We start from the raw sequence: 25443 nt of genomic DNA, 5'->3' as shown, positions 1-25443 counted from the left end.
CGAATCTCGAAACGGCTTTTCGAAATTCGAATTCGTCGCCGTTCGACCGTCGGATTCCCCGGTACCGGCGTCCGTGCCGGCGTCGGGAACCCAGACAGGCCGTTTCTTACCGTCTGCCGGTCCCCGTACCGTCGACTCGAGGGGCGATCGAACCCCGTTCCCGGCCGAACGTCTTATTGCTGATCACTTCCTCCTCGAAAGCAACGCGATGGTCGACGACGGACGTTCTAGTTCGCCCCTCCCGCGGTCCATCCTGTACGTCGATCCGGACACAGCGGATCGACGCCGGATCGTCCGCGCACTCGAGTCGGGGGGCGACGCCGCGACGGTCGAGGGGGCGGCGAGCGCGGCCGACCTCCGGGACGCGCTCGCCGCCGAGTCGAGCGAGTACGCCTGCGTCGTGACCGAGTATCGGCTCGGCGAGACGGACGCGGTCGCGCTGTACGACTCCCTCCGGGCCGACGGCCGCGAGACCGTCCCCGTCGTGCTCTACACCGCCGACGGCGACGAGGCGCTCGCGAGCGACGCGATCGCCGCCGGCTTCTCGGGGTACGCGCCGAAGGGAGGTGACGATTCGGTCGACCGCCTGCGAGCGCAGTTGCGGACCGTGAGCGGGGGCGACGACGCCAGCGATGGCCGTCACCGATCCCGCGATCGCGACCTCGAGCGGTATCGGACGCTCGTCGAGACGGTCGGCGACTCGATGTACGTCGTCGACGCGGACGGTACCATCGAGATGGCGAACGAGGCGATGGCCGAAGCCCTCGACGAGCCCCGCGAGGCGCTTCTGGGCACGCACGTCACCGAGTTTCTCTCCGTCGACGACGCCAGACGGGTACAGGAGACGCTCGAGGAGATCCACTCGAGCGACGATCGAGCGTGGGGAACCGTCGAGATCACGGTCGAACTCGCCGACGGCGAGCGCTGCGACGCCGAGGTCAACGTCGCGTCGCTGACCGACGCCGACGGAAGGATCACGGGCAGCGTCGGGGCGATACGCGATATTTCGGCCCGGGCGGAGCGCGAACGCCGGTTCCGACGGCTCCACGACGGGACCCGGCGGCTGATGGCCGCCACGGAGGCCGAGGAGATCGCCCGCACCGTCTCCGAAATCGCCTGCGACGCGCTCGATCTCCGGCTCAACTCCGTCTACCTCTACGAATCGGACGTCGTGGTGCGATCGGCGGCCGACGCCTCGAGCGGCGGCGGGACGGACGGACCGGCTCCCGAAGATGAAACTGACGGGGCTGCGTCTGGAGACGAACCGAACGGATCGGCGGACGCCGACGACCCGTCGGCGACGGCTGAGGAGGACGGCGGCGGACTCGTCGCCGCCGCGATGAGCGACCGCGCCGCCGAACTGTTCGGCGACGTGGGCTTCATCGAGCCAGATGGCGGCATCGTCTGGGACGCCTTCGAGGCCGGCGAGGCGATCGTTCACGGCGACGTTCGGCGGGCGCCGAACGTCCGCAACCCCGAAACGGCCGTCCGGAGCGAGGCGCACATCCCGCTGGGCGACCACGGCATCCTCATCGTTAGTTCGCTCGAGCCCAACGCCTTCGACCCGTCGGCGCTGACGCTGGCCCGGATCCTCGCGGCCAACGCCGAAGCCGCGCTCGACCGGGCCGAGCGCGAGCGGGAACTCGCCGACCGCAGCCGCGAATTCGAGCGCCAGAACGAGCGCCTCGAGGCGTTCGCCAGCACGGTCTCCCACGACCTCCGGAATCCGCTCACGCTCGCGATGGGGCACCTCGAGGCCCTCGCGGAACTGCTCGACGGCGACGCGGACGCCGATGGCCACGCAAACGCGGACGACCACCCGGACGCGGACGCGGACGACTACGCGGATGTGGACGACCACCTCGAGGAGATCGACTGGGTGCTCGAGCGGATGGACGAACTCGTCGAGAACGTGCTCACGCTCGCCCGGAGCGGGCAGCAACTGACCGAAACGGAACCGGTCGACCTCGCGGAGGTCGCCGAGTGCGCCCACCGCATGGTCGATCCGGCCCTCGACGTGCGCTGGGACGACTCATTGCCGACGGTCGACGGCGACGACGCCCGCCTGCGCGTGCTCTTCGAGAACGCCTTCCGGAACGCCGACGAGCACGCCGGCGCGGACGCGACGGTAACGGTCGAACCGACGCCCGAGGGGTTCGCGATCGACGACGACGGCCCCGGAATCGCGCCCGACGAGCGCGAGCACGTCCTCGAGTGGGGGTACAGTACGGCGACCGACGGCACCGGCTTCGGGCTGGCGATCGTCGCCGAAGTCGTCGAGGCCCACGGCTGGAGGATCGAGGTCGCGGAGAGCGAGGCGGGCGGCCTCCGGTTGGCCGTTGCCGTCGGGGACTCGCGGTCCCGTCTCGAGTGAGTTCGAGCGGCGGTCGATCCAGTAGGGGCCAGTCGTCGTCCAGCCAGTGACAGTCGTCGAACCCGGCCCCAACCTATATCTCCGTACTCGAAAGAGGGGGGCGCATGGAATCCACGGGCGAGTCCGCACGCGAAGGCGCCCGCGCGGAACGCATCCACGTTCTGTACGTCGCCGCCGAATCGACCGCCGGCGACGCCCTCGAGCGCGAAGACCGGCGGTTCGAGACGACCGCGGTGACGAGCGCGCGTGCGGGGCTCGAGCGCCTCGAGACGACGCCGGTCGACTGTATCGTCTCGGAGTGTGACCTGTCGGGGATGGACGCACTGTCGTTCCTGCGGGCGGTCCGCGAGCGGGACGAGACGCTGCCGTTTCTCCTGTTTCCGGCGGCGGGGTCCGAGGAACTCGCCAGCAGGGCGATCTCGGCCGGCGTGACGGACTACGTCCAGCAGGGCGACGGACCCAGCCGGTATCCGGTCCTGGCGACCAGGATCGCCGACGCCCACGGCTGGTCCGTGACCGTCACGGAAGGCGAGGACGGCGGCGCGCGATTCGAGTTCCGCGGCGTCGAGACCTGCCGGTGACGACGGTCGGCTGCGGAAAACCGGTACCGCGAGGCCGACACCGCTCTCACAGCGCGCGGTCGTGCTCGCTCTCGAACTCGCGCTGGCGGCGGTACTGGTCGACGAACTCCTCGACGTCGAACTCGAGCATCTGGGATTCGAACTCGGAGACCGCGGTGTCGTCCTCGGCGTGACTGACGGCGTGTTCCATGAGTTCGACGACGAGTTCCACGACGATCTCGTGGAGCCGTCGGGCGTCGAAGTCGGTCACCCACACCATCGCGTAGCCGACGCTCCCGTCGTCGCTGCCGTCGTAGGTGTGGACCTTCTCGGGGAACTCCTCCATGACGACGCCCAGCAGGTGGGGCGTGCCGAACTCCTCGAACTCGTCGGCGGGCTCGATCGTCTCCCGGAGGACGGCGACGAGCGACTCCGGAAAGAACCGCGACGGCGGGTGGGCGTCGGTGACGACGGCGTGGGTCTCCCCGCAGGAACAGGCGTACTCGCGCATCCCCAGGTCGACGTCGTGGGGATCGAGGGCGGTGCCACAGGACAGCTCGAGGGGCCGGTCGCCGCCGGATCCCGGGACGCGGGGTTCTGCCATTGGAAGAACGTAGTAGGGGACGAGCCAAAAGGGCGACGACTCGAGAGAGACCACCGCTCGTCGTCGGTCGACCGGTTGGGATCGGCTATCGACGGCGGCCGGTCAGGTCGGGAACTGATCGCGTGTCGATCAGGGCCAGTCGTCGCGGACCGGTTCGGCGTCGTCGTCCTCGGTCTCCGTCTCCGACGCGATGATCCAGTCGGCGGCCTCCGCGGCGTCCTCGACGTGGAGGAACTCCCAGTCGACCGACTCGGCCAGTTCTTCGTCCTCGTCGGTCGAGCCGACGAAGACGTACCGATCGGTGTCGAACTGGTCTTTGACGCCGATGAGGCTCTCTTCCTTGCCGCGCGGGCCGGAGAAGAAGTCCTGCCGGATGCGGTTCTTCCGCGTGAAGTTCGTCACGACGTAGGTGGGTTTCTCCGAGACCACGCCGATGTACTCGGTCCAGCCTCTGGCGTCCTCGAAGACGCTCTCGGGCGAGGCGAGTTCTTTCAGCGCCTCGAGTTCGAACGCGAGGGTCATGTCGCTGCCGCCGTTCATACGAGACGGAAGGCGCGCACCCGGGAAAACGGCTTCGATACGTCCCACCTCGCGGGAGCCGCGAACGTCCGCGATCGCCGTCAGCCGGACGGAGCGCGGCGAACTCGCCGTGGTCGGGAGACGCTCCGAACGCTCACGGGCGACGGGAGAGAGCGATGGACGACCGGTCGGCTGGGGATCGGTCGCCGAGCGGAGAAACCGAAAACCGCGAGCGGACCGATCGATCGCCGGTCCGGTTACCGCTCGAAGTACCGCTCGACTGCCGGACGAAGGGGACTCGTGTCGGTGACGGTCCGAACGGTGACTACTCGAGTCGACGATATCCGAACGGAACCCACCACGAAAACGGAACGAACGTCGCCGAGCCACGGGATTCGCCGTGGCGCCACGTCGTTCGACGGGCGACGCCGACTTACTGAGACTGCTCCTGCGTCGGTGCGAGGTCGTCCAGATCGACCCGCTTCTCGAGGAGAACCTCGGCCTGATCGGAGACGACGCGCTGTTCGCGCATCAGCTGTTTGAACTTGCTCTGGGGCGAGAGATCGCCGATGAGGACGCCGCCGACGATCCTGCCGTCCTTGAAGGCGATGCGGCGCCACTCGGTGTCGCTGTACTTGCGCTCGGCGTGTTCGTCGCCCAGCGTCGGGTGGCCGAAGGAGAGGAACGGGAAGTCGAAGTGCGTAATCGAGTACGAGGAGACCCACTGGAACTCCTCTTCCTCGGCGTCTGCGGCCATGTTGACCGCGGCGACCCGACCCTGTTCCTTGGCCGACCCCCACGAGCCGTTCTGGGCCTGGTCGTCTAACAGGACGTCGTAGAAGCGCGTGAGGTCGCCGGCCGCGTAGACGTCGTCGACGTTGGTCTGCATGTACTCGTCGACGACGATGCCGTTGTCCCGCTCGAGGCCGGCCCCGCGGAGGAACTCGGTGTTGAACGTCAGGCCGATGGCGACGCCGGCGAAGTCGCAGTCGTAGCGGTCGCCGTTGGGATCGACGGCGGCGACGACGTGGCCGTCGTCGTCGACCTCGAAGTGGTCGACGCCGCTGTCGAAGACGGGATCGACGCCGACGCTTCGCATTCCCTCGTGCATGATCTCGGCGCCGTCGGCCGACAGCGCGTAGCGCCACCAGCGGTCGCCCCGCATCAGGTAGTCGGCGTCGATGCCCTGTGCGCCACAGACGGCCGCGAAGTCGATGCCGAGCAGTCCGGCGCCGACGATGACCCCACGGTCGGCTCGCTCCGCGTGCTCGCGGATCCCGCGGGCGTCCTGGAACGTCCAGAAGTGGTGGATGCCGTCGGCGTCACTGTTTTCGACCGGCAGCTGGGTCGGCGTCCCGCCGGTCGCGACCAGCAGCTTGTCGTACTCGATGTCCCCGCTATCGTGGGTGTAGATGACCCGCGCGTCGGTGTCGACGCTCGTGACGTGCGTGTTCAGCGAGAGATCGATGTCGCGTTCCTCGTACCAGTCCTCGTCGTGAATCGAGATCGGGGCTTCGGGGAGCTTTCCTTTCGCGTGTTCCTTGATGAGAATCCGGTTGTACAGTGGCTCCCCCTCATCGGTGATGACGGTAATTGTCGCCTCCGGATCTTCCTCCCGGAGCGTCTCGGCAGCCGAACTGCCGGAGATGCCGTCACCGATGATCACGTAGTGGGTCATATCCCGAACGTTCGTAATGCGGGTTAAAGTGGGTTGCTATCTCGTCTATTTTGCTCCGCCGACTCTCCCCTCGCAACGATTGTACAGAAATCGTTGTCGAGAAGAAATATCGGTAGCTCGATCGGGGTATTTCCGTTCCACGACTCGAGATTGCAAGGATTGCTGTTAGCTCCGACGATCCGACGACGGCGAGCAGACAGCGGTTTCGTCGGGCGGTTGGGTCACCCGCGTCCGAACTGTTCTTCAGTCAGCGTTCCCTAGCCGACAGCATGAAACTCCGCCAGAACGCGCGGCACTTCGCCTCCCGAAAGGCCCTCGAGACGCCGGGCATCCGCTCGGTCGCCAAATCCGGGCTCGTTCGGATGCACACGAAGGTCTTCGTGGGGAAAGCGGATCCGGACCACGCCGACGACCGCGAGGACCACCTCGACGCCCTCTTCGACGCGACCGTCGACACCTACCTGCGGGCGCTCCAGGAGGGGTACTCCGAGGCCGAGGCCCGCGAGATCACCCACGTGCAGGCCAACTTCGACTTCTACAACCACGGTTGGACCGAGATGATGGAGTTCCCCGAGGACGAACTCGAGTCCCACTACGACCGCTACGGCGACTTCTTCGAGCGGTGGGACGTTACGATCGACGAGCCGCTCGGTCAGTTCGCCCCGCCGGACGGGATGCCCGAGGCGCCGTCGACGCCCGAGCGACTCGAGAACCCCGACCACCCCCACGCCGAGGGCGGGTTCGCGGACGACGTCTACGTCGAGACCGAGGACGGCGACCTCGTCGTGGGCGGGCAGGCCGAGCCAGAAGACGCCGACGTGTCCGAGGCGGTCGGAATCGACGACCGCGAGAACTGACCGACGAGGCCGCGGCGCCGCGGTATGGACCGCCTTCGGTCCCCGTTCCGCGTTTCCCGATCCGTCTCGCTCGGATCGTTCTCCCAATCGAATCGGTAACGAGCGAGTAACAATAATTTCTATTGAACTGTTCACTTCCGTGAACAGGCGAACGTACCTCGTCACAGCGACGGCCGCATCGCTCTCGCTGGCCGGCTGTACCGGCTCGAGGGACTCGAAACCAAGAAACGGGGACGATCCGGAGTCACCGAGCGACGGGCCCTCGAACGACCGGCCGGACGGGACGGAGTACCCCGGCGCTGCCGGCACGGCGGACGACTTCGAAGCCCTCGAGCGGTGGACGGTCACCGGCGGGCGTCTCACGGCGGATCCGAACCGCTCCGTCGTCGGTTCGCAGAGCGGTCGGATCGAGGTGCCCGAGGCGAACCAGACCGCCACGCTCGCGAAGACGTTCCCCGAACCGCGCGATCTCTCCGCCGTCTCGCCCGGAATCGCGGCGGCGACGAACGAGATGGTCGTCCCGTGGCTGCATCTGATCGACGACGACGGTAACCGGATCACCCACCGCCACGCGGTCAGCGGGAACCTGCCCCTGATGCGGTACGACTTCGGCGTCGACGCGGTGGATTCGGGATTCGACGCGACGCGCGTCCGCGAGGTCCGACTGCAGGTCTGGACGCCCGACGGGGAGTCCCGGACCGTCTGGTTCGACGACCTCCACTTCGCTCCCATGCCGGAGACGGGACGGGTGATGATCCAGTTCGACGACTGCCACGTCACCGACTACACCGAGGCGCTGCCCATCCTCGAGGAGTACGGCTACCCCGCGGTGACGTTCGTCAACTCCGACTACGTCGACGGCGGCGAGGTCGGCGGCGACACGCGGCTCACCACCGACCACCTCCGCGAACTCCGCGACGCCGGCTGGTGCGTCGCGAACCACACCGAGACCCACCCGCGCCTGCCCGACCTCTCCCGGGCCGAACAGGAGGCCGAGATCCGCGACAGCAAGGCGTGGCTCGAGGACCGGGGCTTCGAGGACGGCGCCCAGTACTTCGCCTACCCGTTCGGCCGGTTCGACGCGACGACGATCGAACTCGTCGACGAGTACCACGCCATCGGCTTCGCCGGCGGCCTACCTGCTCACGGCCACGTCGCGAACACGCAACTGGCACCCCGCATCGGCGACCCCGACGCCGACCGCGTCCGCACGGCGCTCGAGCGAACCGTCGAGTTGCGCGGGATCACGTCGATCTTCTTCCACCGACTCGAGGGCGACGACCTCGCGGCCTTCGAGACGATGGTCGAAACGATCCACGAGTACGAATCCCGGGGCGACCTCGAGGTGATCCTCCCGGCGGACCTCGAGCGGGAGTTCCTGTACTGAGCCCGTCATCCGGGAGCGTCGAACGCGGTTCGTGCCGTTGCGGTCTCCTCGTCGACTCGCTCGGTACAGAGAACGAACTTTTTCCGCCTCGGGTTCGCCACGGCGAACCACTCGGCGCAAAAACTTCGATCAGGAAGACCGCGGTCTGCCAGCCCTCCTTCATGAACTCGACCCGAGAAGCGGTCGTTCGCCAGTAGCGTCACCGGGCTCGGCACGAGGAGTGAGGAGATCGTCGAGGGCGGATTCGACAGCTGGCGCTGGCAACGGAAATGTGATGACAACCGAAGGTTCCTCACGACTCTTTTCCTCGACGAGGGTGAAGTCGAGACCTTCATCCTGGAGCGTCTCTTCGACAGTTTCACGTTTTTGTTTCGGGATAAGGATCTCCACAAGTCGCACGGTCACACGTCTACAATGCCGTGGAAAACGTTCGTCTAGGTTCTGGATTACAGCGGAGAGCACTTGTAGAGTGACGCGGTTATGACCTTGACCTCTTGAGTGAAGCTGTGTTCCCTGTATCGAATTGTAGTTAGTCGCCTTGCTCAATCTGGTTCTCGTTCGTGACGGGCTTGTGATAGAGAGAACAAATAGAGACAGAGAAGAGCTAGTGCTGTCCCGAGAACGAGCCGACTGACTTCAAGTGACGCAGTGACTGGCCTTCTCAACCCCCAGAAGACGGTAAGTGTCCCGACAATGAGAGCAGCGATGAGATACAATATGGAACTCCAATATCGCGTAAAATAGAGTATGACTCCTCCGAGGAAAACGAATCCGATAGTGAAGTTTTGTAAGGAGGTGGTATCTGTGACTGACTCTGCCGTCAGTCCGCGGTACACACTGAGACCAACGAACAAAAGAACGACCAGTAGCGTAAGTCCACCAACGACGGTTCGGTGGCGACCAGATTGGTGCTGTTCTGGGTTTGATTCGGCCATATCCTGTCTATGGGAATACGCCTGAAAAGGATATTCCGTACAATAGAACACATTCGGAAGATCATATGGGTGTCCGCTGGCTCCGATTTACGAGACCAGCAAACCCACTATGGAGAATGAAGGAGGTCACCAGAATAGCTGACAAACAGGTGCTCGGCTTCCAGGGGTCACTCCTTCCATTCAGTTTCTCCAGCGTTTTCCGATGGGCGGAGAATGGATGGTCCGATCGAGAGCGTTCGCTTAGCGAGCGTCGTGAGCCGAAAGATGTAGGCGGCGAGCAGCAACAGCGGCAGTGCCGTGATCGTGAACGCGCCACTCACGACCCATGTTACGTTGTCGATCCCGAGCGTCGTTCCAGGAAACATCCCGGGATCGGCGAAGAATCCCATTCCAGCCGCGATAGCCAGCGCGGGGAGTCCGATAACGAGGATCTGCCTCGAGAGGTTTACGAGGTCCGCTTCGAAGTACAGCGACTTGATATGCTCACGAAGGGGAGCGAAGAGCCGAAGTACCGCATGCAATTCGTCGATCGCCTTCCGTTGCTCATCAGTGAGGGTGTCTGCGTGTTCCTTCCGGATTCGACGGAGTTCGTACATATGCCACGAATAGTTGTAATCCAGTGATGCTTGCATGATGGCGAAGCTCCCGAACTGTACATCGCGTAACTGCTCGTTCACGAGCTCCGCGTTTGCCACCAGATTCTCACTGAACTGCTTCACATCCTCTTGAAGTTCATCGTCGCTGCTCGCAACCACATCGCCGAGCCGCTCCGCCTTGTCGCTGCTCAACTTGATGAGTATACGTAAGAATGCGTTCGGCTCTGGGGGACTGGCTGTGTCGAGAAACTCCTCAACGGCTTCGCGGAACGATAGTTCGCCATCCATCCGTTCGCGCTGATCGCCAAGCGGACCGAGTTCCTGCGAAAGGACCAGTTGACCGATCGTGACGACGAGCGTTACCGAGGTCGTGATTGAGAGTAGCATCGTCTGAAAGGTCGGTCGGACCAATCCGGTGGAACCCATCATTTCGCGCAATGACAGTTCGCCAAGGGTACTCATCCCGATGAGAGCGCTGAACAACCCGAGCGCCAAACCAGCGGTCAGCACATAGCGGTTCAGGTTGAGCAAGAATTTGAGACGGAGACTCTCATACCGACTGTCGATCCGCTCATACAGTCTCTCGTCTGGCGCTGAGTCTCCCACCGTAGCCACTGCTATCTACACCTTGTAAGAAGTCTTGCTATCATGCGCAACGAGCCCAGTCGTAACAGGTCAGACAGATTGATTACTGGGAGTCAACCATCGGTGTTGATGGCTCACATTGATTATTCCTATTCTTGTTCTGATTTCACGTCTTCGAGAGTGTCAGCGTCAACGCGATCTATTTGCTGCTGGTTGATGTGTATACTCCCAGAGTAAGCTACTGGGTGTTCGGACTGAAGATGATGCCGTACTGCATCACGGACCAATTCGCTCTTGCTCGTATACTGACTGGACTCATCGAGATACGCTTCGATATCTTCCTCCATACCATCGGGCAACTCAAGTTCAAAAGTCCCCATCTCTGGGGCAATCTACGGTACCGCTACTAAAAGAACTGGGGACGAAGAGTACACTGGCGGTTCGTTCGATACGCATACAAACGGACCGGTCGCACCTTGTCCGTCGGTTACTGGAACACTGACCGTAGCCCACGGGACCTCGAGCGGTCGCACACGGCGCACCGCATTCCAAGCCGCTAAGTGTGCAGCCCATCCAGATTCGAACACCGACCCGATCGAATGGCACTGAACAGCAACGACCGCTCGATCGCCGCGTTCGCGATGGCCGGTCACGCGCTCGTCCACTGGTTCGAGACGTCGATCCCGATCTTTCTGGTGGTCTGGCTCGCCGAGTTCGACGTCTCGGTGGCCGTCTTCGGCCTCGTCGTCGCGCTGGGCTACGCCCCCTTCGGGATCGGCGCGCTCCCGGGCGGGATCCTCGCCGACCGCTACGGCACGAAGCGGCTCATCCTCCTGTGTCTGGCCGGCATGAGCGCGGCCTTCCTCGTGCTCTCACTCGCGAATTCGATCTACGCTATCGCCGTCGGCCTCGTGCTGTGGGGGGTCGCCGCCAGCGTGTACCACCCCGCCGGCCTCGCACTGATCAGCACCGGCGTCGAGGAGCGCGGGACGGTCTTCGCCTGGCACGGGATCGCCGGCAACGCCGGCATCGCGCTCGGGCCGTTCGTCGCCGCGACGTTGCTGATCGGTCTCGACTGGCACCTCGTCGCCGCGCTGCTGGCCGTTCCCGGCATCCTCGCGGCGCTGTACGGGCTCGGCGCGTCGTTCGATCCCACCGCGGCCGTCGCGGACGACGTCGACGCCGGCCCCGACGAGGCGCTGTCGGCGTCGACCCTCCTCGCGAACTCGCGGGCGCTGTTCGCCAGCGCCTTCGCGATCGTCTTCGTCATCGTCGTCTTCGAGGGACTGTACTACCGCGGGATGCTCACCTACCTCCCCGAGATCCTCCACGGCCTCGAGGCGATGGCCGGACTGGCCGTCCCCGCGGGACTCGAGGGGATTCAACCGTCCGACTACATCTACGTCGGCCTGCTGGTCGTCGGGATGGGCGGCCAGTACGTCGGCGGGAAACTGACGGAGCGAATCGCTCCCGCACGGGGACTGGTCGGCATCTTCGCCGTGCTCGCGGTGCTGGCCGTCGCCTTCGTTCCCGTCACCGGGATGGGGCTGGCGGCCATCGCGGGCCTCTGTGGCGCGTTCGGCTTCTTCCTCTTCGCGATCCAGCCGTTCTACCAGAACGCGGTCGCGGTCTACACGCCCGCGGACAGTCGCGGCCTCTCCTACGGCTACACCTACCTCGGGGAGTTCGGCTTCGGGTCGGCGAGCATCGCTATCGGCGGCTTCGTCCTCGGCGAGCTCTCCCTGACGGCGTTTTTCGCGGTGATCGCCGGATTCGCGGTCGGCGGCGGACTGTTCGCGGGCGCACTGCTGGTCGAGAGCGGTCGGTTCGTGGGGACGGAGGAGGCTCTCGAGACCGAAGCGAACGATTGACCTCGCACCGGCGGCGGGGAAAACGAGTCGGGGCGGCCGGTGACGGCGCGGGCGGCCGTCTCAGAGCCAAGTCGGTGAGACGTACTCCGACGTCGCCTGCGACTCGGGCCAGATGATCTCCTGAACCCCGTCGCCGTCCTCGTTTTCCTGCCACTGGAAGTAGATGGCGTCGGGATCGTCGGGATTGTACTTGAGATCGTGCGGGAACTCGTGGCTCCGATCGTAGAACTCGACCGTCCCGGTACTGCCAGTAAACGAGGCGTCTTCGATGGTCGAAACGAGTTCGTCGGCGTCGAGGGTTCCGGTCTCTTCGACGGCGTGGGCGAACAGGGCGACTCCGTCGTACGTGTGGTAGCCCGTGTAGACGGGCTTGGCACCGTTGTAGGTCTCCTGATACGCCTGAACGAACGGCTGCGTCTTCTCGGTCCGCGTGCTCTGTGCCGTCGCGCTGCTCTGGCCCACGCCGAAGCGGCAGGCACCGCCGACCATTTCGTAGTACGACGGGAGTTGCATCGGGACGTGAATGCCGCCGAACGCGAACGGTTGCGGCTGCGGCGGCCGTTCTGGACGATTCGGATACGACCAGTCCAACAGCGCGGCGGTCCCGGTGTGAGCCGTCGTGATGAAGGCGACGTCCGCCTCCGCCTCCGCGACCTCGCTGTAGATCTCCGAGAAGTCGCCCGTCGACGGTGGGTATCGCCGTTCCATCGCGATCTCGACGCCCGTATCCGCGAGCCGCTCCTGGTACACCTCCCACGGTCCCGTGGTCCACTCGTAGTCCTCCGCGAGGACGGCGACGGACTCCCACCTCATCTCGTCGGCCATGTCGTCCACGAAGTCGACCTGCATCCGACCGAGGTCGCGGTCGTTGTTCGGTCCCACCCGGAAGTGGTACTTATAGTCCTCGTACTGCTCCTTGACCAGCCGGCTCGCCGCCGTCGTCGCCGCGCCGGACGTGAGGTGAATCGTCTCCTGCTCGGCGATGTCGTCCATGACGTTCATCAGCGCCTCGCTGGCGAAGACGCCGACCGTCACGTCGGCCCCCTCCTCGAGGACGAGCCGCTGGTACTGGCGACGGGCCTCGAGCGGACTCCCGTTCGTGTCGCCGGTCACGAGTTCGACCTCGCGATCGAGAATGCCCCCGTTTTCGTTGAGTTCGTCGACGGCGACCTGCGCCCCGCGCACCATCGATCGCCCGATGAAGTCGCTGTCCGGATCGGGTGCCAGCGCCCCGATCGTGATCGGTTCCGCTTCCGTGCTGCTGCCGACGATCGTCTCGTAGGAATCGAGACACCCGGCGAGCGAAGCGGTCCCGGCGACGCCGGTCGTCGCCGCGAGGAATCGTCGCCGGTCGGTCACTCGAGTCTCGCGGTCGCCCGTACTCCGTACCGTGTCACCGTTGCCCGTAGTCCCAGTCATCTCGCAGTCGTTTCGTTCACCATCTCTTAAGAATTGTGGATATTAATTGCAGAGTATACGTGATCGGGAACGGGAGGAACGGAGTCGATATCCTCGACGCGAGGGACGCAGCGGCTGCTGAGACGACGCGACCTATATCCACGGCGGCCGGACGTAGTCGCTCGTCTTGTGTTCGTCGGGCCAGATGACTTCCCGAACGCCCTCGCCGTCGTCGTTCTCCTGCCACTGGAAGTAAATCCCGGTCGGATCGTCTTCGTCCCAGAACCGATCGTGGGCGTGAACGTGATCGGGGTCGTAGAAATCGGTGGTGCCGCTGACACCGGTGTAGGAGACGTCTTCCAGAGACGGGATCAGTTCGTCCGTATCGAGCGTTCCGGTCGATTCCACGGTCTCGGCGAACAGGTAGATCGCGTCGTACGTGTAGTATCCCATATCCTGGGGATACGTGCCGAACGTCTCCGCGTAGTTCTGGACGAAACCCTGCGTCTTGTCGGTGATCTCGCTCTGCTCAGTGGCCACCGAGAAGCCGACGGCGTACCGACTCAGCCCGCCGCTCTGTTCGTAGTACGACGGGACTTGCATCGGAACGTGGATGCCCCCGAACGCGAACGGGAACTGGCCGCGTTTCCAGTAGGCGAGCGCCTCGTTGCCGGTGTGAGCGGTCGAGATGAACGCCGCGTCGGCGCCGGCCCGCGCGGCCTGCGTGTAGATCTCCGTGAAATCCTTCGTCGACGGCGGATACCGGTTCTCGTACACCACGTCGACGGGCGTGTCCGGTAGGTGGTTCTGATAGATCTCCCACGGTTTGTCGGCCCACGGGTAGTCCTCGGCCAGCACGGCGATCGAGTTCCAGCCGATCTCGGTCGCGTACACGTTCATGAAGTTGATCTGGGCGCGACCGAGGTCGGCGTCGTTCGTCGGTCCGACGCGGAAGTGGTACTTGTACCGGTCGTACTCCTCGTTGACCTTTTGACTCGCGAACCGGGACGCGGCCCCGGCAGTGAGGTGGAGCGTCTGCTGTTCCGCGATCTCGTCCATGAGGTTCACGAGCGTCGGACTGTCGAAGACGCCGACCGTCACGTCGGCGCCGTGCTCGAGGATGAGTCGCTGGTACGCTCGACGCCCCTCGAGCGGACTGCTCTTCGTGTTTCCGACGACCAGTTCGACCTCCTGACCGTCGATACCGCCGTTCTCGTTGAGTTCGTCCACGGCGAGTTGGGCGGACTGCGCCATCGACTGGCCGATAACGTTGCTCTTCGGGTTCGGCGCTAACATCCCGACCGTGATCGGTTCCGCTTCCGTGCTGCTGCCGACGATCGTCTCGTAGGTACCGAGACAGCCAGCGAGCGAGACGGTGGCGCCGCTACCGGCCGCCGTTTTGAGTACCGTTCGCCGATCGATCCGACCCGGACCCGCGTCGGTACCGGACGTTCCGTCCGTCCGTCCACCGCGACGCTCACTTTTAAGCATACTTGACTCACATCTATTCCTATATGTATTAATACTTGTGGGGAGATACCATGATTCACGCCAGCACGACTTGTTTGTGGGGCCGTGACACTGCTCGAGACGATTTGTACCTAGAGAAAACGAGCACCAACCGGAAGTCCCGTGGGCGCCGAGGAACTCGAGCGGTCGAGGTCGTCGAGACGAACGGAGAGACGTGGTTGTCCGGAACCGAGGAGAGCGAAACGGAGCGGTGACAATCAGGAATCGAGACGATCGGATCGCGGTCGCCCGGCTAGAGCCAACTCGGCGGTTCGTAGTCGGCCGTCTTGTGTTTCTCGGGCCAGATGATTTCCTGGGTCCCGTTTCCGTCGTTCCCCCCGTGCCACTGGAAGCAGAGCGTCTCGTCCTCGACGTACTTGAGGTCGTGGGGGTAGTCGGCGTCGGCGCCGTAGAATTCGATCGTTCCGGACGTTCCCGGATGCGAGATGCCCTCGAGGACCGGAACCAGTTCCTCGCTGTCGGTCGTTCCCGCGTCCTCGACGGCGCGGGCGAAGGCGTGGACCGCGTCGTAGGTGTGATACCCCGTGTAGACGGGCCGCGAATCGTAGGTGCGCTGGTAGTCCTCGACGAACGCTCCGGTCCCGTCGAACTCGGACTGTGCGGTCGCGCTGGTCAGTCCGAAGCCGTACTGGCAGGCGCCGCCAGTTTGTCGGAAGTACGAGGGGAGCTGCATCGGGAGGTGGATCCCGCCGAACGCGAACGGCAGCTGGCCCTTCGCCCACTGGAACATCGGGGTGGTGCCCGTGTGAGCGGTCCCGAAAATGGCTGCGTCGGCGCCTTCCCGGGCGATTTCGCCGTAGAGGTCCGAGAAGTCGTTGGTCGACGGCGCGTATCGCTCGTCCATCACGATGTCGAGGCCCGTCTCGTCGAGTCGGTCCTGATAGACCTTCCAGGGCTGGTCCGCCCAGGGATAGTCCTCGACCAGCACGGCGACCGACTCCCAGCCGATCTGGCTCCCCACGTCGCCGAGGAAATCGATCTGTGCGAGTCCGAGGTGGTGGTTGTTGGTCGGGCCGGCACGGAAGTGGTACTTGTATCGTTCGTAATCGTCCCTGACGGCCTCGCTGGCCGCCGTCGTCGCCGCTCCCGTGGTGATGTGGACCGTCTGCTGTTCGGCCATCTCCTCCATGATGTTCTCGAGGGCCGAACTGTTGAAGACGCCGACCGTCACGTCGGCCCCTTCCTCGAGGATGAGTCGCTGATACTCGCGTCGGGCCTCGAGCGGGCTCTCGTGCGTGTCGCCGGTCACGAGTTCGACCGTCGTCCCGTCGATCCCGCCGTCATCGTTGAGTTTCTCGACCGCCAACTCGGCGGATCGCTGCATCGACCGCCCGATGTAGTTGCTCTTCGGCTTGGGCGCCAGTAGCCCGATCGTGATCGTCTCTTGGGCAGCACTGGTGCCGCCGATCGAATCGAAGGTACCGAGACAGCCAGCGAGCGAGACGCCGGCGATACCGCTGGCGGTCGATCCGAGGAGTCGCCGTCGGTTCAACCCGCGGTGAGAACTGCCGGACGAAACCGAATCGTCCAGCGACGATGGAGTGTTAGTCATCGGAACAGTCGTGGAACCAGTATTGTTTAACGTTTGTGGATGGCGCGAGGTTCAGTCGAATCCAGTTGTAATTATCGGCCAGAGGGGGACAAATATGCCATTTTGAGGGATATATGGTACCGTTTGTCAAGACAGAATTTCGGACATGTTCGGCCCCCGGTGAGCGTCTCGAATCGCGGGGCAGTGGCAACCGCCTGCCGGCGCTACCGGTTCGAGTCAGTCTCTGGCAAATATTAGATTACACCATCTATCAGTAATTTATCTCTATTCAAAACTAGCTTCCCACTCGTTTTTACATAAATATCAGGCTTCCAACTATAATCCAGAGATATAGATTATGGATTATGTGAGCTGTTATATATTTGTATGTTTTGATGATTACTAGAACGACTGTAGACGAAATCTGATTATCAGCTCCGATAATAGTGGATCATCATTTATGTGTGGACAGTTAGACCGGCAGTATATCTATGGACGCTCTTCGACGATTGGTGCCATCAGCTATTCGCCGCAGATACGCGGTCAAGTTCGGGATCGTATTGTTGATACTCGGTCTGGGTGTGGGATTGGTCGGCTTCGTCGCAACCGGAGCCATAACTGATCAGGTCGAAGACCGTGTTCAGACGGATCACACGTCGATCGCCGGTCAGGAAGCGCAGAACCTGCAGATGTGGAACGAGCAAAACGAGCATACGATCGGGGTGATCGCCTGGTCCGACGTCGTCGAGAACGGCGATCGGGAGCAGATCGAGAGCCGATTCCTCGACTGGGAGGAACACCTCGACGCCGACGTACACGGGATCAGTTACGTCGACACCGAGAACGGAACGGTGCTCGCGAGCACGGACTACGACACCACCGAACCGCCGTCGACCGACGTGATCGAGGGCGTCGACGCCGAGGCCTACGAGCAGGCCCACGCGATCGACGGCGTCCCGTGGGTTTCGGACCCGTACACGGTCGACCGCGAGCTGGGTGACGAACAGGTCGCCGTCATTACCTACGTGCTGTCCGTCCCCGGCGAGGACGACAGGGCGATCGTCTACACCGCCGAACTCGAGGCCTACGCGAATCGGCTGGACAACAGCGACGGAACCACGACGATGATCCTCGACGGCGAGAACGACGTGTTGCTCGACAACGTCGGCTACGGCGAGGGCCACGAGACGCTGGGACTCTCGTACGCCCAGGAGGGTGACGAACTGAACGACATCGTCCAGTCGGCCCGCACCGAGGGTGCCGGCACCCACCAGGTCGCCGGCTCCGCACTGAACTTCGGAACCGACGCCTACCAGTTCACCGACGAGAACTACGTCGTCAGTTCCGCTCGCGTCTTCGGAACCGACTGGGTCGTCGTGACCCACGAACCGGAGAGTCAGGCGTACGGGTTCGTCAACACCGTCAACAACTGGGGCTGGATCGCGACGATCGCCGGCGTGCTCATGATCGGGATGATCGGCGCCGCGCTCGGTCGGAACACGGCCGTCTCGATCGATCGCCTCACCGACAAGGCCAGCAAGATGGAACAGGGTGATCTCGACGTCGACCTCGAGACCAAGCGCGTCGACAACATCGGTCGGCTCTACGCCGGCTTCGACTCGATGCGCGTCGCCCTGCGCGAACAGATCGAGGAGGCCGAAGCCGCCCGCGAGGAGGCCGAACGCGAACGCGAACGCATCGCGGAGATCAACGGCCACCTCGAGGAGAAGGCCGACGAGTACAGCGACGTGATGGAGGCGGCCGCCGACGGCGACCTGACCGCCCGGATGGACGCCGACGGCGACAACGAGGCGATGCGGGAGATCGCCGAGGAGTTCAACCTCATGCTCGAGGAGATCGAGCAGACGGTCTCCGAACTCAATCGGTTCGCGACCGACGTCGCGACCGCCTCCGAGCAGGTGACCGCCTCCAGCGAGGAGGTCCGCTCCGCCTCTCAGCAGGTCACCGAGTCGATTCAGGAGATTTCCGACGGCGCGGAGAACCAGAACCAGTCGCTGCAGTCGGTCAACCAGGAGATGAGCGGGCTCTCGACGACCACCGAGGAGATCGCCGCCTCCTCGAACGAGGTCGCGGACATCGCCGAACGGACGGTCGACACCGGCCGAGACGGACAGGAGGCCGCCCAGGAGGCGATCGCCGCCATGGACCAGATCGAGACCGAAGCGGAGGACGCCGTCAGCGAGATCCGCCGCCTCGAGGAGGAGGTCCAGCAGATCGACGAACTGATCAACACGATCTCCGAGATCGCTCGCCAGACCAACATGCTGGCGCTGAACGCCAACATCGAAGCCTCCCGCTCCGCGGGCGGCAAGGACGACGAAGGGTTCTCCGTCGTCGCGAAGGAGGTCAAGGCCCTCTCCGAGGACGTCGCCGAGGCGGCCGACGAGGCCGAGGACCGACTCGAGGCGATCCGCGAACGCACCGAGCAGTCCGCCGACGAGGTCGAGGGGACCAGTTCCCAGATCGAGGACGCCGGCGAGCAGGTCGCCGAGGCCGTCGAAGCGCTCGAGGAGATCGCCGAACTCGCCCAGGAGACCAACGTGGGCGTCCAGGAGATCTCCGCCGCGACCGAAGAACAGGCCGCCTCGACGCAGGAAGTCGTCGCGATGGTCGACGACGCCGCGACGATCTCCGAGGAGACGACCGCCGAGGCCCAGAACGTCGCCGCCGCCGCCGAGGAGCAGACCACGGCCCTGACCGAAGTGACCCAGTCCGCCTCGGACCTCTCCGGGCAGGCCGCCGAACTCTCCGAGGCGCTCGACCGGTTCGACACCGACGTCGACCGCTCGGAACTCGACAACGGAGACGACGACGATGACGGGCCCGACGCGGCGCCGGCCGCACCGGAGTTCGACCTCGCGGACGAACCGGGCGCGGACGACGGCCAATCGGAGGGTGGCATCACCCTCGAGACCGATCGGACGGAGGCGGTCGAACCGACGGACGACGAACCGGAGCGATCGAGCGAGACCGGACCGGAAGCCGACGCAGCCGAGACGTTCGCGACCGAACCGGTCGACGACGACCTCGAGTCCGAGGCCGCCGTCACTGACGCGGAGCCCGCGCCCGCGCCGGAGACAGAGGCTGTCCCTGCGACGGAGGCAGAGCCTGCGCCTGCGCCGGACGCCGAACCCGCTGCGGCACCCGACGCCGAACCTGCGCCCGCGCCTGACGCTGAGTCCGAGCCGTCGACCGACGACGGCGACGCGCCCGAAAGCACCGAACTCGGCGCCGACGAGATCCTCGGCATCGAGGACGAGAGCGCCGCCGACTCGGAGCCCGTGGCTGCCGAACCAGCGGACGGGCAGGCCGACGAGGCGAGCGGTCAGGAGTCGGACGACTCCCTCGAGGACGACGCGACCGATCCGCTCGTCGACGACGGCGCGGAGCCGCTCGAGCCGGTTGACAACGACGAGTCGATCCGGAACGGCGACCAGAGTGATGACATGAACGCCCCGGCGGCCGATCAGGCCACTGAGGCTGACGCCGACGAGGACGCCGACGACTCTGACGACGACGCCGACAACGACGACGTGTTCACGTTCGGGAATACGGACGAGTAACGGGTCGCTCGCGAATCGACGCGGATTGCCGCTCCGGGAGGCGGCGACGATAGCCGCCACACGCTGTTTTTCTCGCGGTTTTGATCAGTGACTGGCCGACTGCCGTTTCGAGACACCGCTCAGCTCGTCGGCGACCCGCATCCCGCAGGTCAGCCCGGTCTCGAGCGCGGCGCCGACGCTCCGTTCGGGGAACTGGCGCTGGCACGCGGGTCCGGCGCCGTAGACGCCGTCGGCGAGGACCGTCGTGCGGCCGCCAGTGGAAGCCGCGACGGGAGTCGTGACGCCCACCGCGGTCCCGCGTTCGGGGACGGGCTGGCGGATTCGCGTCGTCTCGATGCCGGCGAGGTCGTTGCGATCGAACCGAGCAAAGCGAGTCGCCAGCGCCTCGAGCCAGCGCCGTTCGACCGTTGCGCTCGAGCGGTCGGCGGCCGCCCCGCCGTCGAGCAGGCAGTATCGGTGGCCGTCATCTCGCTCGGACGAGCCGAGCACCGTCGGCGTGACGAGTTCGCCGAACGGGGCGTCGTCGACCATCGTAACCCGATAGGCGTCGGTCAGCGGCGTCTCGGCGGTCGTCGAGACGCGAACGCAGGTGCGCGTCCGCACCGGAACCGGCGGTTCGAAGCGGGTCAGCCCCGGGTGGCGGTCGGTCGCGCTCGCCAGCACGACTGCGTCGACGGGGTATGTCTCGCGCACGCCGTCGCGTTCGACCGTGAGCGACTCGAGTCGGTCGCTCCCGTCACCGGCGGTCGCATCTCGGTCTCCGGTCGCGCCCTCGAGCGCCGTGACGCGCGCGTTCGTCACGATTCGCTCGCGGCCGATGGCGTCGGCCAGCGCGTCGACGAGGACGGCCGAACTGTCCGCGAACTGACCGCGGTACTCCCGGCCGAACCGAGTTCGCTCGCGCTCGCCGCGACAGTGCTCGAGCACCCACGCCGCGCTCACCGTCGACGCGCGGTCGCCGAACCGGGCCGCGAGCAGCGGGCCGTAAAATCGCTCGTAGACGGCGTCGCCCGCGTGCTCGCGGACGAACGCCTCGGCGGGGACGTCCGCGTACGCCGCGGGGTCGTACGCGTCGAATCGCGGCCGTCGTCGGGTGAAGCCGCGGCGGTCGATCCCGCTCTGGAGCGTCGCGAGACGCGCCGTGTCCGATAGCGAGAGGGGCGGATAGGCCAGGAACTCCCAGGGGGCGTCGACGGGGTGGACGGTGCCGTCGACGTACATGGCCGTCCGGGTCGGCCGCCACTCGAGGCGATCCGCCAAGCCGAGGTCGGCGAGCAGGTCGATCGCTGCCTCGTCTCGCGGCCGGACGAACGAGACGGGAACGCGCTCGAGGGGGTCGCCGCCGGTGCCGTCGGCCGCAGTCGTCGCGGCGATACCGCCGAGTCGGTCGCTCGGTTCGAAGACGCGGACGTCGTGGCCGCGCTCTGTGAGTCCGTAGGCGGCCGCGAGTCCCGCCGCGGTTCCGCCGACGACGCCGATCATATCGGTGGACGGGGGCAGCGACTCTTTGCAGTTGCGGTCGGCCGGGTCCGGAGTCGTCGACGGGGGACTCGCGACCCGCGTCCGCGCCCCGTCGCGGTCCGCTACCTTTTTTGCTGCAGTCTCGGAAGGCATCCGCATGCTCACCGTGCGGGCACCCGCGACGAGTGCGAACCTCGGGAGTGGCTTCGACGTCTTCGGCGTCGCTCTCGGGACGCCCGCCGACGTGGTCCGGGTCGAGCGCGCGCCGGAAACGCGGATTTCCGTCATCGGCGCCGGCAGCCAGTACATCCCGGAGGATCCGAACCAGAACACCGTCGGGGCGGTCGCCGACGCCCTCGACGCGCCGGCCCACATCAAGATCGACAAGGGGGTGCGGCCCTCGTCCGGACTCGGCTCCTCAGCCGCGAGCGCGGCCGCCGCGGCCGTCGCGCTGAACGCCCTCTACGACCGCGGCCTCTCGCGGGAGGAACTCGTTCCCGTCGCCGCCGAGGGCGAGGCGCTCGTCTCCGGCGAGGCCCACGCCGACAACGTCGCGCCCTCACTGCTGGGCGGGTTCACCATCGTCACCGACGACGGCGTCACGCAGGTCGACGCCTCGATCCCCGTCGTCGCCTGTCTCCCCGAAATGTCCGTCTCCACGCGCGACGCGCGCGGGGTCGTCCCCGACTCGGCGACCCTCGAGGACGTCGTCGACACCGTCGGCAACGCCGCCACGCTGGCCGTCGGGATGACCCGGGACGATCCCGCCCTCGTCGGCCGCGGGATGGAAGACGCCATCGTCACCCCCGAACGCACCGCGCTGATCGACGGCTACGCGCAGGTTCGGGACGCCGCCCTCGAGGCGGGGGCGACCGGCGTCACGGTCAGCGGGGCCGGCCCGGGAATCCTCGCGGTCTGTCACCGGCGCGATCAGGCCGCGATCGCGTCGACCATGATCGACACCTTCGACGCCGTCGGCATCGAGAGTCGCGCCTACCAGACCCGCATCGGCGAGGGCGCGACGCTGTACCGGGACTGATCGCCGATCCGCGACTCGAGTCGGGTGAACGACGCCAGACTGACCACTCGAACCGATGGGAACCCGAACCGACGCCGCGCTCGCGATACTCGTTCTCGTCGCCGTCGGACTCGCGTTCGTGGCCGTCGACGCGTCGGTGTGGTGGCCGGCCCTCGTGCTCGGTGGCCTCGGAACGATCGGCTTCGAACTCGCGGCCGCTCGAGCGTACGAGACCGTCCGCGACTACTGGGAACGGCCCGCCGTCCAGGGCCTCTGTGTGGGGCTCGCACTCCTCGGCGTCGTGATCGGAGCGTGGGTCGCGGCCTCGAGCGTCCTCTCGTTCGCGCTCGGTTCGCTTTTGACGTACCTCGCCTATCTGGTCGTCGTACCGTTCGTTCGGTGACTGCGCTGGTATCGGACGACTGCAGATCTGGATCAGCTGACTGTCGTCGACCGATACAGCGACGTGGCGGATCGCTTCGAGCGGTCACTCGTGCGGTGGCGCGCGCCGAACTGTGTCGAACGAAAAGTGAGGCGCAGTTCGAAGCCGTGCGAGGGATGAGCGAACGGAGTGAGCGAATCGGTTGGGGAGGACGTGGCTCTCCTCGTTGCCAGTGTCAGCAGAACGCTCGCCTTTGAGGATTGTCGCACAAGTACACTACTTGCGCTGGCAACGGGGATTTCCACGTCCTCCCCAACCGATTCGCTCGTTCCTTTCAATCACTCGCTCATCCCTCGCACGGTGTTATCGACCGACCTCACTGTCGCTCGGGCGGCCGACAGCGCGCGCCACCGCACGCCGGTTCAACGGTCCGGTTGAGAGACGGTGGTCGAGTTACGATGGCAGTGGGCTACCGAAACGGCCGTAGATAGCAGAGAAACAACGACGCGCGATGCATTCGGCTGCCGAGTCGGATCCAGCGGTCCGATCGACGTCCCGACCGGGCGTCGCGCAGTCGAAAACGAAACTCCGCGCTCCTCGGCTAGACGCCTCGACCCTGCAGTTGCTCCTCCTCGGGCAGATCGGCGTTCGCGTCGCCTTTCATCCCCTTGCCGAGGTTCTTCGAAATCTCCGCGAGCGTCTCGGCGTCGTCCCAGTCGTTCGTCGCCTCGACGATCGCCTCGGCCATCTCGGGCGGGTTCTCGGCGCCGAAGATGCCGCTGCCGACGAAGATACCGTCGCACTCGTGGTGCATCATCAGCGCGGCGTCCGCGGGGGTGGCGATACCGCCCGCGGCGAAGTTCACCACCGGAAGACGGCCCATCTCGGCGGTCTCGTGGACCAGTTCCGCGGGTGCTTCGATCTCGCGGGCGTAGGCCTCTCGCTCCTCGTGAGTCATTCCCTCGAGTTCGCGGATCGCGCCCTTGATCGTCCGCTGGTGGTGGACGGCCTGATTGACGTCGCCGGTGCCGGCCTCGCCCTTCGTTCGGATCATCGCGGCGCCCTCGTCGATCCGGCGCAGCGCCTCGCCGAGGTCGCGGGCGCCACAGACGAACGGCGCGGTGAAGTCGCGCTTGTCGATGTGGTAGGCGTCGTCGGCGGGGGTCAGCACCTCGCTTTCGTCGATCATGTCGACGCCGACGGCCTCGAGGATCTGGGCCTCCTTCGTGTGGCCGATGCGGGCCTTGCCCATCACCGGGATCGAGACCTCCTCGACGATCGCCTCGACGTCGGCGGGGTCGGCCATCCGGGCGACGCCGCCGCGCTTGCGGATGTCCGCGGGGACGGCCTCGAGGGCCATCACGGCGACCGCGCCGGCGTCCTCGGCGATGCGCGCCTGTTCCTTGTTGACAACGTCCATGATGACGCCGCCCTTCTGCATCCGGGCGAAGCCGCGCTTGACGAGGTCGGTCCCGCGTCTGAGTTCCTCGAGATCGGTGTCGGTTTCGTCAGTCATAGTACGCGGTTGTGAGCGACCGCACTTACGCGTGTCCGTTCGAGCGCGAAGTGAGGGCGACTCCTCGAATCGCCTCAGGCGTCGCCGACTCGCTCGCCCTTGTGGAGTCGCGCCCGCACTCGAGCGCCGTACAGCCGCACGAGCGGGCGCGACCAGCAGCCCAGTTCCGCCTCGAGAGCGGGATCGACCTCGAGCGTCGCGCCGAGGGGCGATCCGAGCGCGACGTCGCCCCAGACCTCGGCTTTCGTCCGCAGCAGGTCGCCGCCCTTCGTCGTGTAACTCCACAGCGTCCAGTCGCGCCTGCCGTCGGCGACTCGCGTCCGAGGGCGGGGCACCTCGAAGCGCACTCGTTCTCGATTTCCGCTGCGTTTCCGACCCCCGTGACCCCCACTCCCATCCTCACCTCGCCGATCGTCACCCGCGTCGGCGACGACACAGCGCAGGCCCCGCGGCCCGTCGGTCACCGTGATGTCGGCCCGCTCCTTGGGGTAGCCCCAGATCTCGCGTCCGAGCGCGACCGAGGCGTCGGTCGTGACGGGTAGCCAGTGGACGTAGCCACCGATTTCGCCGCCGTAGATTTGTGCGAACGGTGCGTCGGTCTGCCCGCCGCGAACCGCGGGAACGATCACCGCGAACTCGTTGTAGGGCTCGAGACCGGTATCGACTCTCCGCTCGTCAGCCGACTCGTCGTTCCTCCAGTTCGGTTTGTCGTCTCTCTCGTTCGGCCCGTCGTTCCGGTCGCCCGTCCCGCGGTTCCGCTCGTTCGACTCCCCGCCGACGCGGTGATACTGAATTCCCACGAACGTGACGCAACCGATCCCCGGCGCGACGGCCAGCGCGGAGAGGTCGCTCGGGAGGAGTGCCGCGAGTCGTTCGCGCCGAGCCGGGACCGTCACGCCGCCGACGGCGAAGGAGAGCTCGAGCGGCAGTTCGATCTCGTGGCCGGTCGAGAGCGTCACTCGCGAGCCGTCGGCGATGGCGGGTTCCATACGGCCCACGACGTGACGGAAGCAAATAGTGGTCCGGGTCGGATTCGGGGCGAGGGACGCGATACCCG

The 25443-nt window shown here is 65.6% G+C and carries 19 protein-coding genes; 8 read left to right on the top strand and 11 right to left on the bottom strand.

All coding sequences use genetic code 11. The features are described from left to right. Positions 1 to 208: 208 nt before the first annotated feature. A complete protein-coding gene (locus J0X25_RS23090) occupies positions 209 to 2374 on the top strand; it encodes a hybrid sensor histidine kinase/response regulator (protein ID WP_207289904.1) in 2166 nt (721 codons plus the stop codon). A 104-nt stretch (positions 2375 to 2478) separates the two neighbouring features. After that, positions 2479 to 2955: a response regulator gene (locus J0X25_RS23085; protein ID WP_207289903.1), complete on the top strand. Its 477-nt coding sequence runs from the start codon at positions 2479 to 2481 to the stop codon at positions 2953 to 2955. Between the two features lie 46 nt (positions 2956 to 3001). On the opposite strand, the gene J0X25_RS23080 is transcribed toward J0X25_RS23085, so the two are convergent. The 3 genes from J0X25_RS23080 to J0X25_RS23070 all read right to left on the bottom strand — a co-directional run bounded on the left by J0X25_RS23080 (position 3002) and on the right by J0X25_RS23070 (position 5735). Then, positions 3002 to 3538, bottom strand: coding sequence for a DUF5815 family protein (locus J0X25_RS23080; protein WP_207289902.1), 537 nt, complete (start codon positions 3536 to 3538; stop codon positions 3002 to 3004). Between the two features lie 129 nt (positions 3539 to 3667). Next, complete coding sequence (locus J0X25_RS23075; protein WP_207289901.1) at positions 3668 to 4078, bottom strand: DUF7124 domain-containing protein; 411 nt, start codon at positions 4076 to 4078, stop codon at positions 3668 to 3670. Between the two features lie 412 nt (positions 4079 to 4490). Continuing rightward, positions 4491 to 5735 carry an NAD(P)/FAD-dependent oxidoreductase gene (locus tag J0X25_RS23070; protein ID WP_207289900.1) on the bottom strand — a complete coding sequence of 415 codons (1245 nt, stop codon included), beginning with the start codon at positions 5733 to 5735 and terminating at the stop codon, positions 4491 to 4493. A 269-nt stretch (positions 5736 to 6004) separates the two neighbouring features. Between J0X25_RS23070 and J0X25_RS23065 the strand changes: the two genes are divergently transcribed. After that, the gene (locus tag J0X25_RS23065; protein WP_207289899.1) at positions 6005 to 6592 is read left to right on the top strand and encodes a DUF6149 family protein; all 588 of its coding nucleotides are present in this window, start codon (positions 6005 to 6007) and stop codon (positions 6590 to 6592) included. 139 nt (positions 6593 to 6731) lie between these two features. Further along, complete coding sequence (locus tag J0X25_RS23060; RefSeq protein ID WP_207289898.1) at positions 6732 to 7979, top strand: polysaccharide deacetylase family protein; 1248 nt, start codon at positions 6732 to 6734, stop codon at positions 7977 to 7979. 159 nt (positions 7980 to 8138) lie between these two features. Here the strand turns inward: J0X25_RS23060 and J0X25_RS23055 are convergent, their stop codons facing one another. Both J0X25_RS23055 and J0X25_RS23050 read right to left on the bottom strand, forming a co-directional pair. Continuing rightward, entirely contained in the window at positions 8139 to 8369 is a 231-nt protein-coding gene (locus tag J0X25_RS23055; protein WP_226776991.1) for a hypothetical protein, read from the bottom strand. Positions 8370 to 9081: 712 nt separating this feature from the next. Next, positions 9082 to 10116: a DUF7972 family membrane protein gene (locus J0X25_RS23050; protein WP_225896724.1), complete on the bottom strand. Its 1035-nt coding sequence runs from the start codon at positions 10114 to 10116 to the stop codon at positions 9082 to 9084. A gap of 578 nt (positions 10117 to 10694) precedes the next feature. On the opposite strand from J0X25_RS23050, the gene J0X25_RS23045 reads away from it, so the two are divergent. Next, positions 10695 to 11966 carry an MFS transporter gene (locus J0X25_RS23045; protein WP_207289897.1) on the top strand — a complete coding sequence of 424 codons (1272 nt, stop codon included), beginning with the start codon at positions 10695 to 10697 and terminating at the stop codon, positions 11964 to 11966. A gap of 60 nt (positions 11967 to 12026) precedes the next feature. Here the strand turns inward: J0X25_RS23045 and J0X25_RS23040 are convergent, their stop codons facing one another. The 3 genes from J0X25_RS23040 to J0X25_RS23030 all read right to left on the bottom strand — a co-directional run bounded on the left by J0X25_RS23040 (position 12027) and on the right by J0X25_RS23030 (position 16446). Beyond that, positions 12027 to 13385 carry an ABC transporter substrate-binding protein gene (locus tag J0X25_RS23040; protein WP_207289896.1) on the bottom strand — a complete coding sequence of 453 codons (1359 nt, stop codon included), beginning with the start codon at positions 13383 to 13385 and terminating at the stop codon, positions 12027 to 12029. A gap of 132 nt (positions 13386 to 13517) precedes the next feature. Then, positions 13518 to 14855, bottom strand: coding sequence for an ABC transporter substrate-binding protein (locus J0X25_RS23035; protein WP_207289895.1), 1338 nt, complete (start codon positions 14853 to 14855; stop codon positions 13518 to 13520). Between the two features lie 271 nt (positions 14856 to 15126). After that, positions 15127 to 16446, bottom strand: a complete 1320-nt coding sequence (locus tag J0X25_RS23030) for an ABC transporter substrate-binding protein (RefSeq protein WP_207289894.1) — start codon at positions 16444 to 16446, stop codon at positions 15127 to 15129. Between the two features lie 470 nt (positions 16447 to 16916). Here J0X25_RS23030 and J0X25_RS23025 point away from each other — a divergent pair, with 470 nt between their 5' ends. Further along, positions 16917 to 20009: a methyl-accepting chemotaxis protein gene (locus J0X25_RS23025; RefSeq protein ID WP_207289893.1), complete on the top strand. Its 3093-nt coding sequence runs from the start codon at positions 16917 to 16919 to the stop codon at positions 20007 to 20009. A gap of 84 nt (positions 20010 to 20093) precedes the next feature. Here J0X25_RS23025 and J0X25_RS23020 read toward each other — a convergent pair whose 3' ends face one another. Then, the gene (locus tag J0X25_RS23020; protein ID WP_207289892.1) at positions 20094 to 21491 is read right to left on the bottom strand and encodes an FAD-dependent oxidoreductase; all 1398 of its coding nucleotides are present in this window, start codon (positions 21489 to 21491) and stop codon (positions 20094 to 20096) included. A 136-nt stretch (positions 21492 to 21627) separates the two neighbouring features. On the opposite strand from J0X25_RS23020, the gene J0X25_RS23015 reads away from it, so the two are divergent. After that, the gene (locus J0X25_RS23015; protein WP_207289891.1) at positions 21628 to 22509 is read left to right on the top strand and encodes a homoserine kinase; all 882 of its coding nucleotides are present in this window, start codon (positions 21628 to 21630) and stop codon (positions 22507 to 22509) included. A 55-nt stretch (positions 22510 to 22564) separates the two neighbouring features. Beyond that, positions 22565 to 22891, top strand: a complete 327-nt coding sequence (locus tag J0X25_RS23010; protein WP_207289890.1) for a hypothetical protein — start codon at positions 22565 to 22567, stop codon at positions 22889 to 22891. A 580-nt stretch (positions 22892 to 23471) separates the two neighbouring features. Here the strand turns inward: J0X25_RS23010 and pdxS are convergent. Then, a complete protein-coding gene (gene pdxS, locus J0X25_RS23005) occupies positions 23472 to 24386 on the bottom strand; it encodes a pyridoxal 5'-phosphate synthase lyase subunit PdxS (RefSeq protein WP_207289889.1) in 915 nt (304 codons plus the stop codon). A gap of 74 nt (positions 24387 to 24460) precedes the next feature. Continuing rightward, positions 24461 to 25375, bottom strand: coding sequence for an acetoacetate decarboxylase family protein (locus J0X25_RS23000; protein WP_207289888.1), 915 nt, complete (start codon positions 25373 to 25375; stop codon positions 24461 to 24463). Positions 25376 to 25443: the final 68 nt, after the last annotated feature.

It is taken from the genome of Haloterrigena alkaliphila (assembly GCF_017352155.2).
GTDB classification, from domain to species: domain Archaea; phylum Halobacteriota; class Halobacteria; order Halobacteriales; family Natrialbaceae; genus Haloterrigena; species Haloterrigena alkaliphila.
The sequence above is the reverse complement of the archived record's forward strand: the minus strand, read 5'-3'. Positions and strand labels throughout refer to the sequence as shown.

Bases quoted from the DNA above. Each gene is read 5' to 3' on its own strand.
- J0X25_RS23010 (WP_207289890.1), top strand. From the start codon at position 22,565: ATGGGAACCCGAACCGACGCCGCGCTCGCGATACTCGTTCTCGTCGCC.
- J0X25_RS23025 (WP_207289893.1), top strand. From the start codon at position 16,917: ATGGACGCTCTTCGACGATTGGTGCCATCAGCTATTCGCCGCAGATAC.
- J0X25_RS23035 (WP_207289895.1), bottom strand. From the start codon at position 14,855: ATGCTTAAAAGTGAGCGTCGCGGTGGACGGACGGACGGAACGTCCGGT.
- J0X25_RS23000 (WP_207289888.1), bottom strand. From the start codon at position 25,375: ATGGAACCCGCCATCGCCGACGGCTCGCGAGTGACGCTCTCGACCGGC.
- J0X25_RS23085 (WP_207289903.1), top strand. From the start codon at position 2,479: ATGGAATCCACGGGCGAGTCCGCACGCGAAGGCGCCCGCGCGGAACGC.
- J0X25_RS23020 (WP_207289892.1), bottom strand. From the start codon at position 21,491: ATGATCGGCGTCGTCGGCGGAACCGCGGCGGGACTCGCGGCCGCCTAC.
- J0X25_RS23040 (WP_207289896.1), bottom strand. From the start codon at position 13,385: ATGACTGGGACTACGGGCAACGGTGACACGGTACGGAGTACGGGCGAC.
- J0X25_RS23065 (WP_207289899.1), top strand. From the start codon at position 6,005: ATGAAACTCCGCCAGAACGCGCGGCACTTCGCCTCCCGAAAGGCCCTC.
- J0X25_RS23080 (WP_207289902.1), bottom strand. From the start codon at position 3,538: ATGGCAGAACCCCGCGTCCCGGGATCCGGCGGCGACCGGCCCCTCGAG.
- pdxS (WP_207289889.1), bottom strand. From the start codon at position 24,386: ATGACTGACGAAACCGACACCGATCTCGAGGAACTCAGACGCGGGACC.
- J0X25_RS23015 (WP_207289891.1), top strand. From the start codon at position 21,628: ATGCTCACCGTGCGGGCACCCGCGACGAGTGCGAACCTCGGGAGTGGC.
- J0X25_RS23070 (WP_207289900.1), bottom strand. From the start codon at position 5,735: ATGACCCACTACGTGATCATCGGTGACGGCATCTCCGGCAGTTCGGCT.
- J0X25_RS23090 (WP_207289904.1), top strand. From the start codon at position 209: ATGGTCGACGACGGACGTTCTAGTTCGCCCCTCCCGCGGTCCATCCTG.
- J0X25_RS23075 (WP_207289901.1), bottom strand. From the start codon at position 4,078: ATGAACGGCGGCAGCGACATGACCCTCGCGTTCGAACTCGAGGCGCTG.
- J0X25_RS23030 (WP_207289894.1), bottom strand. From the start codon at position 16,446: ATGACTAACACTCCATCGTCGCTGGACGATTCGGTTTCGTCCGGCAGT.
- J0X25_RS23045 (WP_207289897.1), top strand. From the start codon at position 10,695: ATGGCACTGAACAGCAACGACCGCTCGATCGCCGCGTTCGCGATGGCC.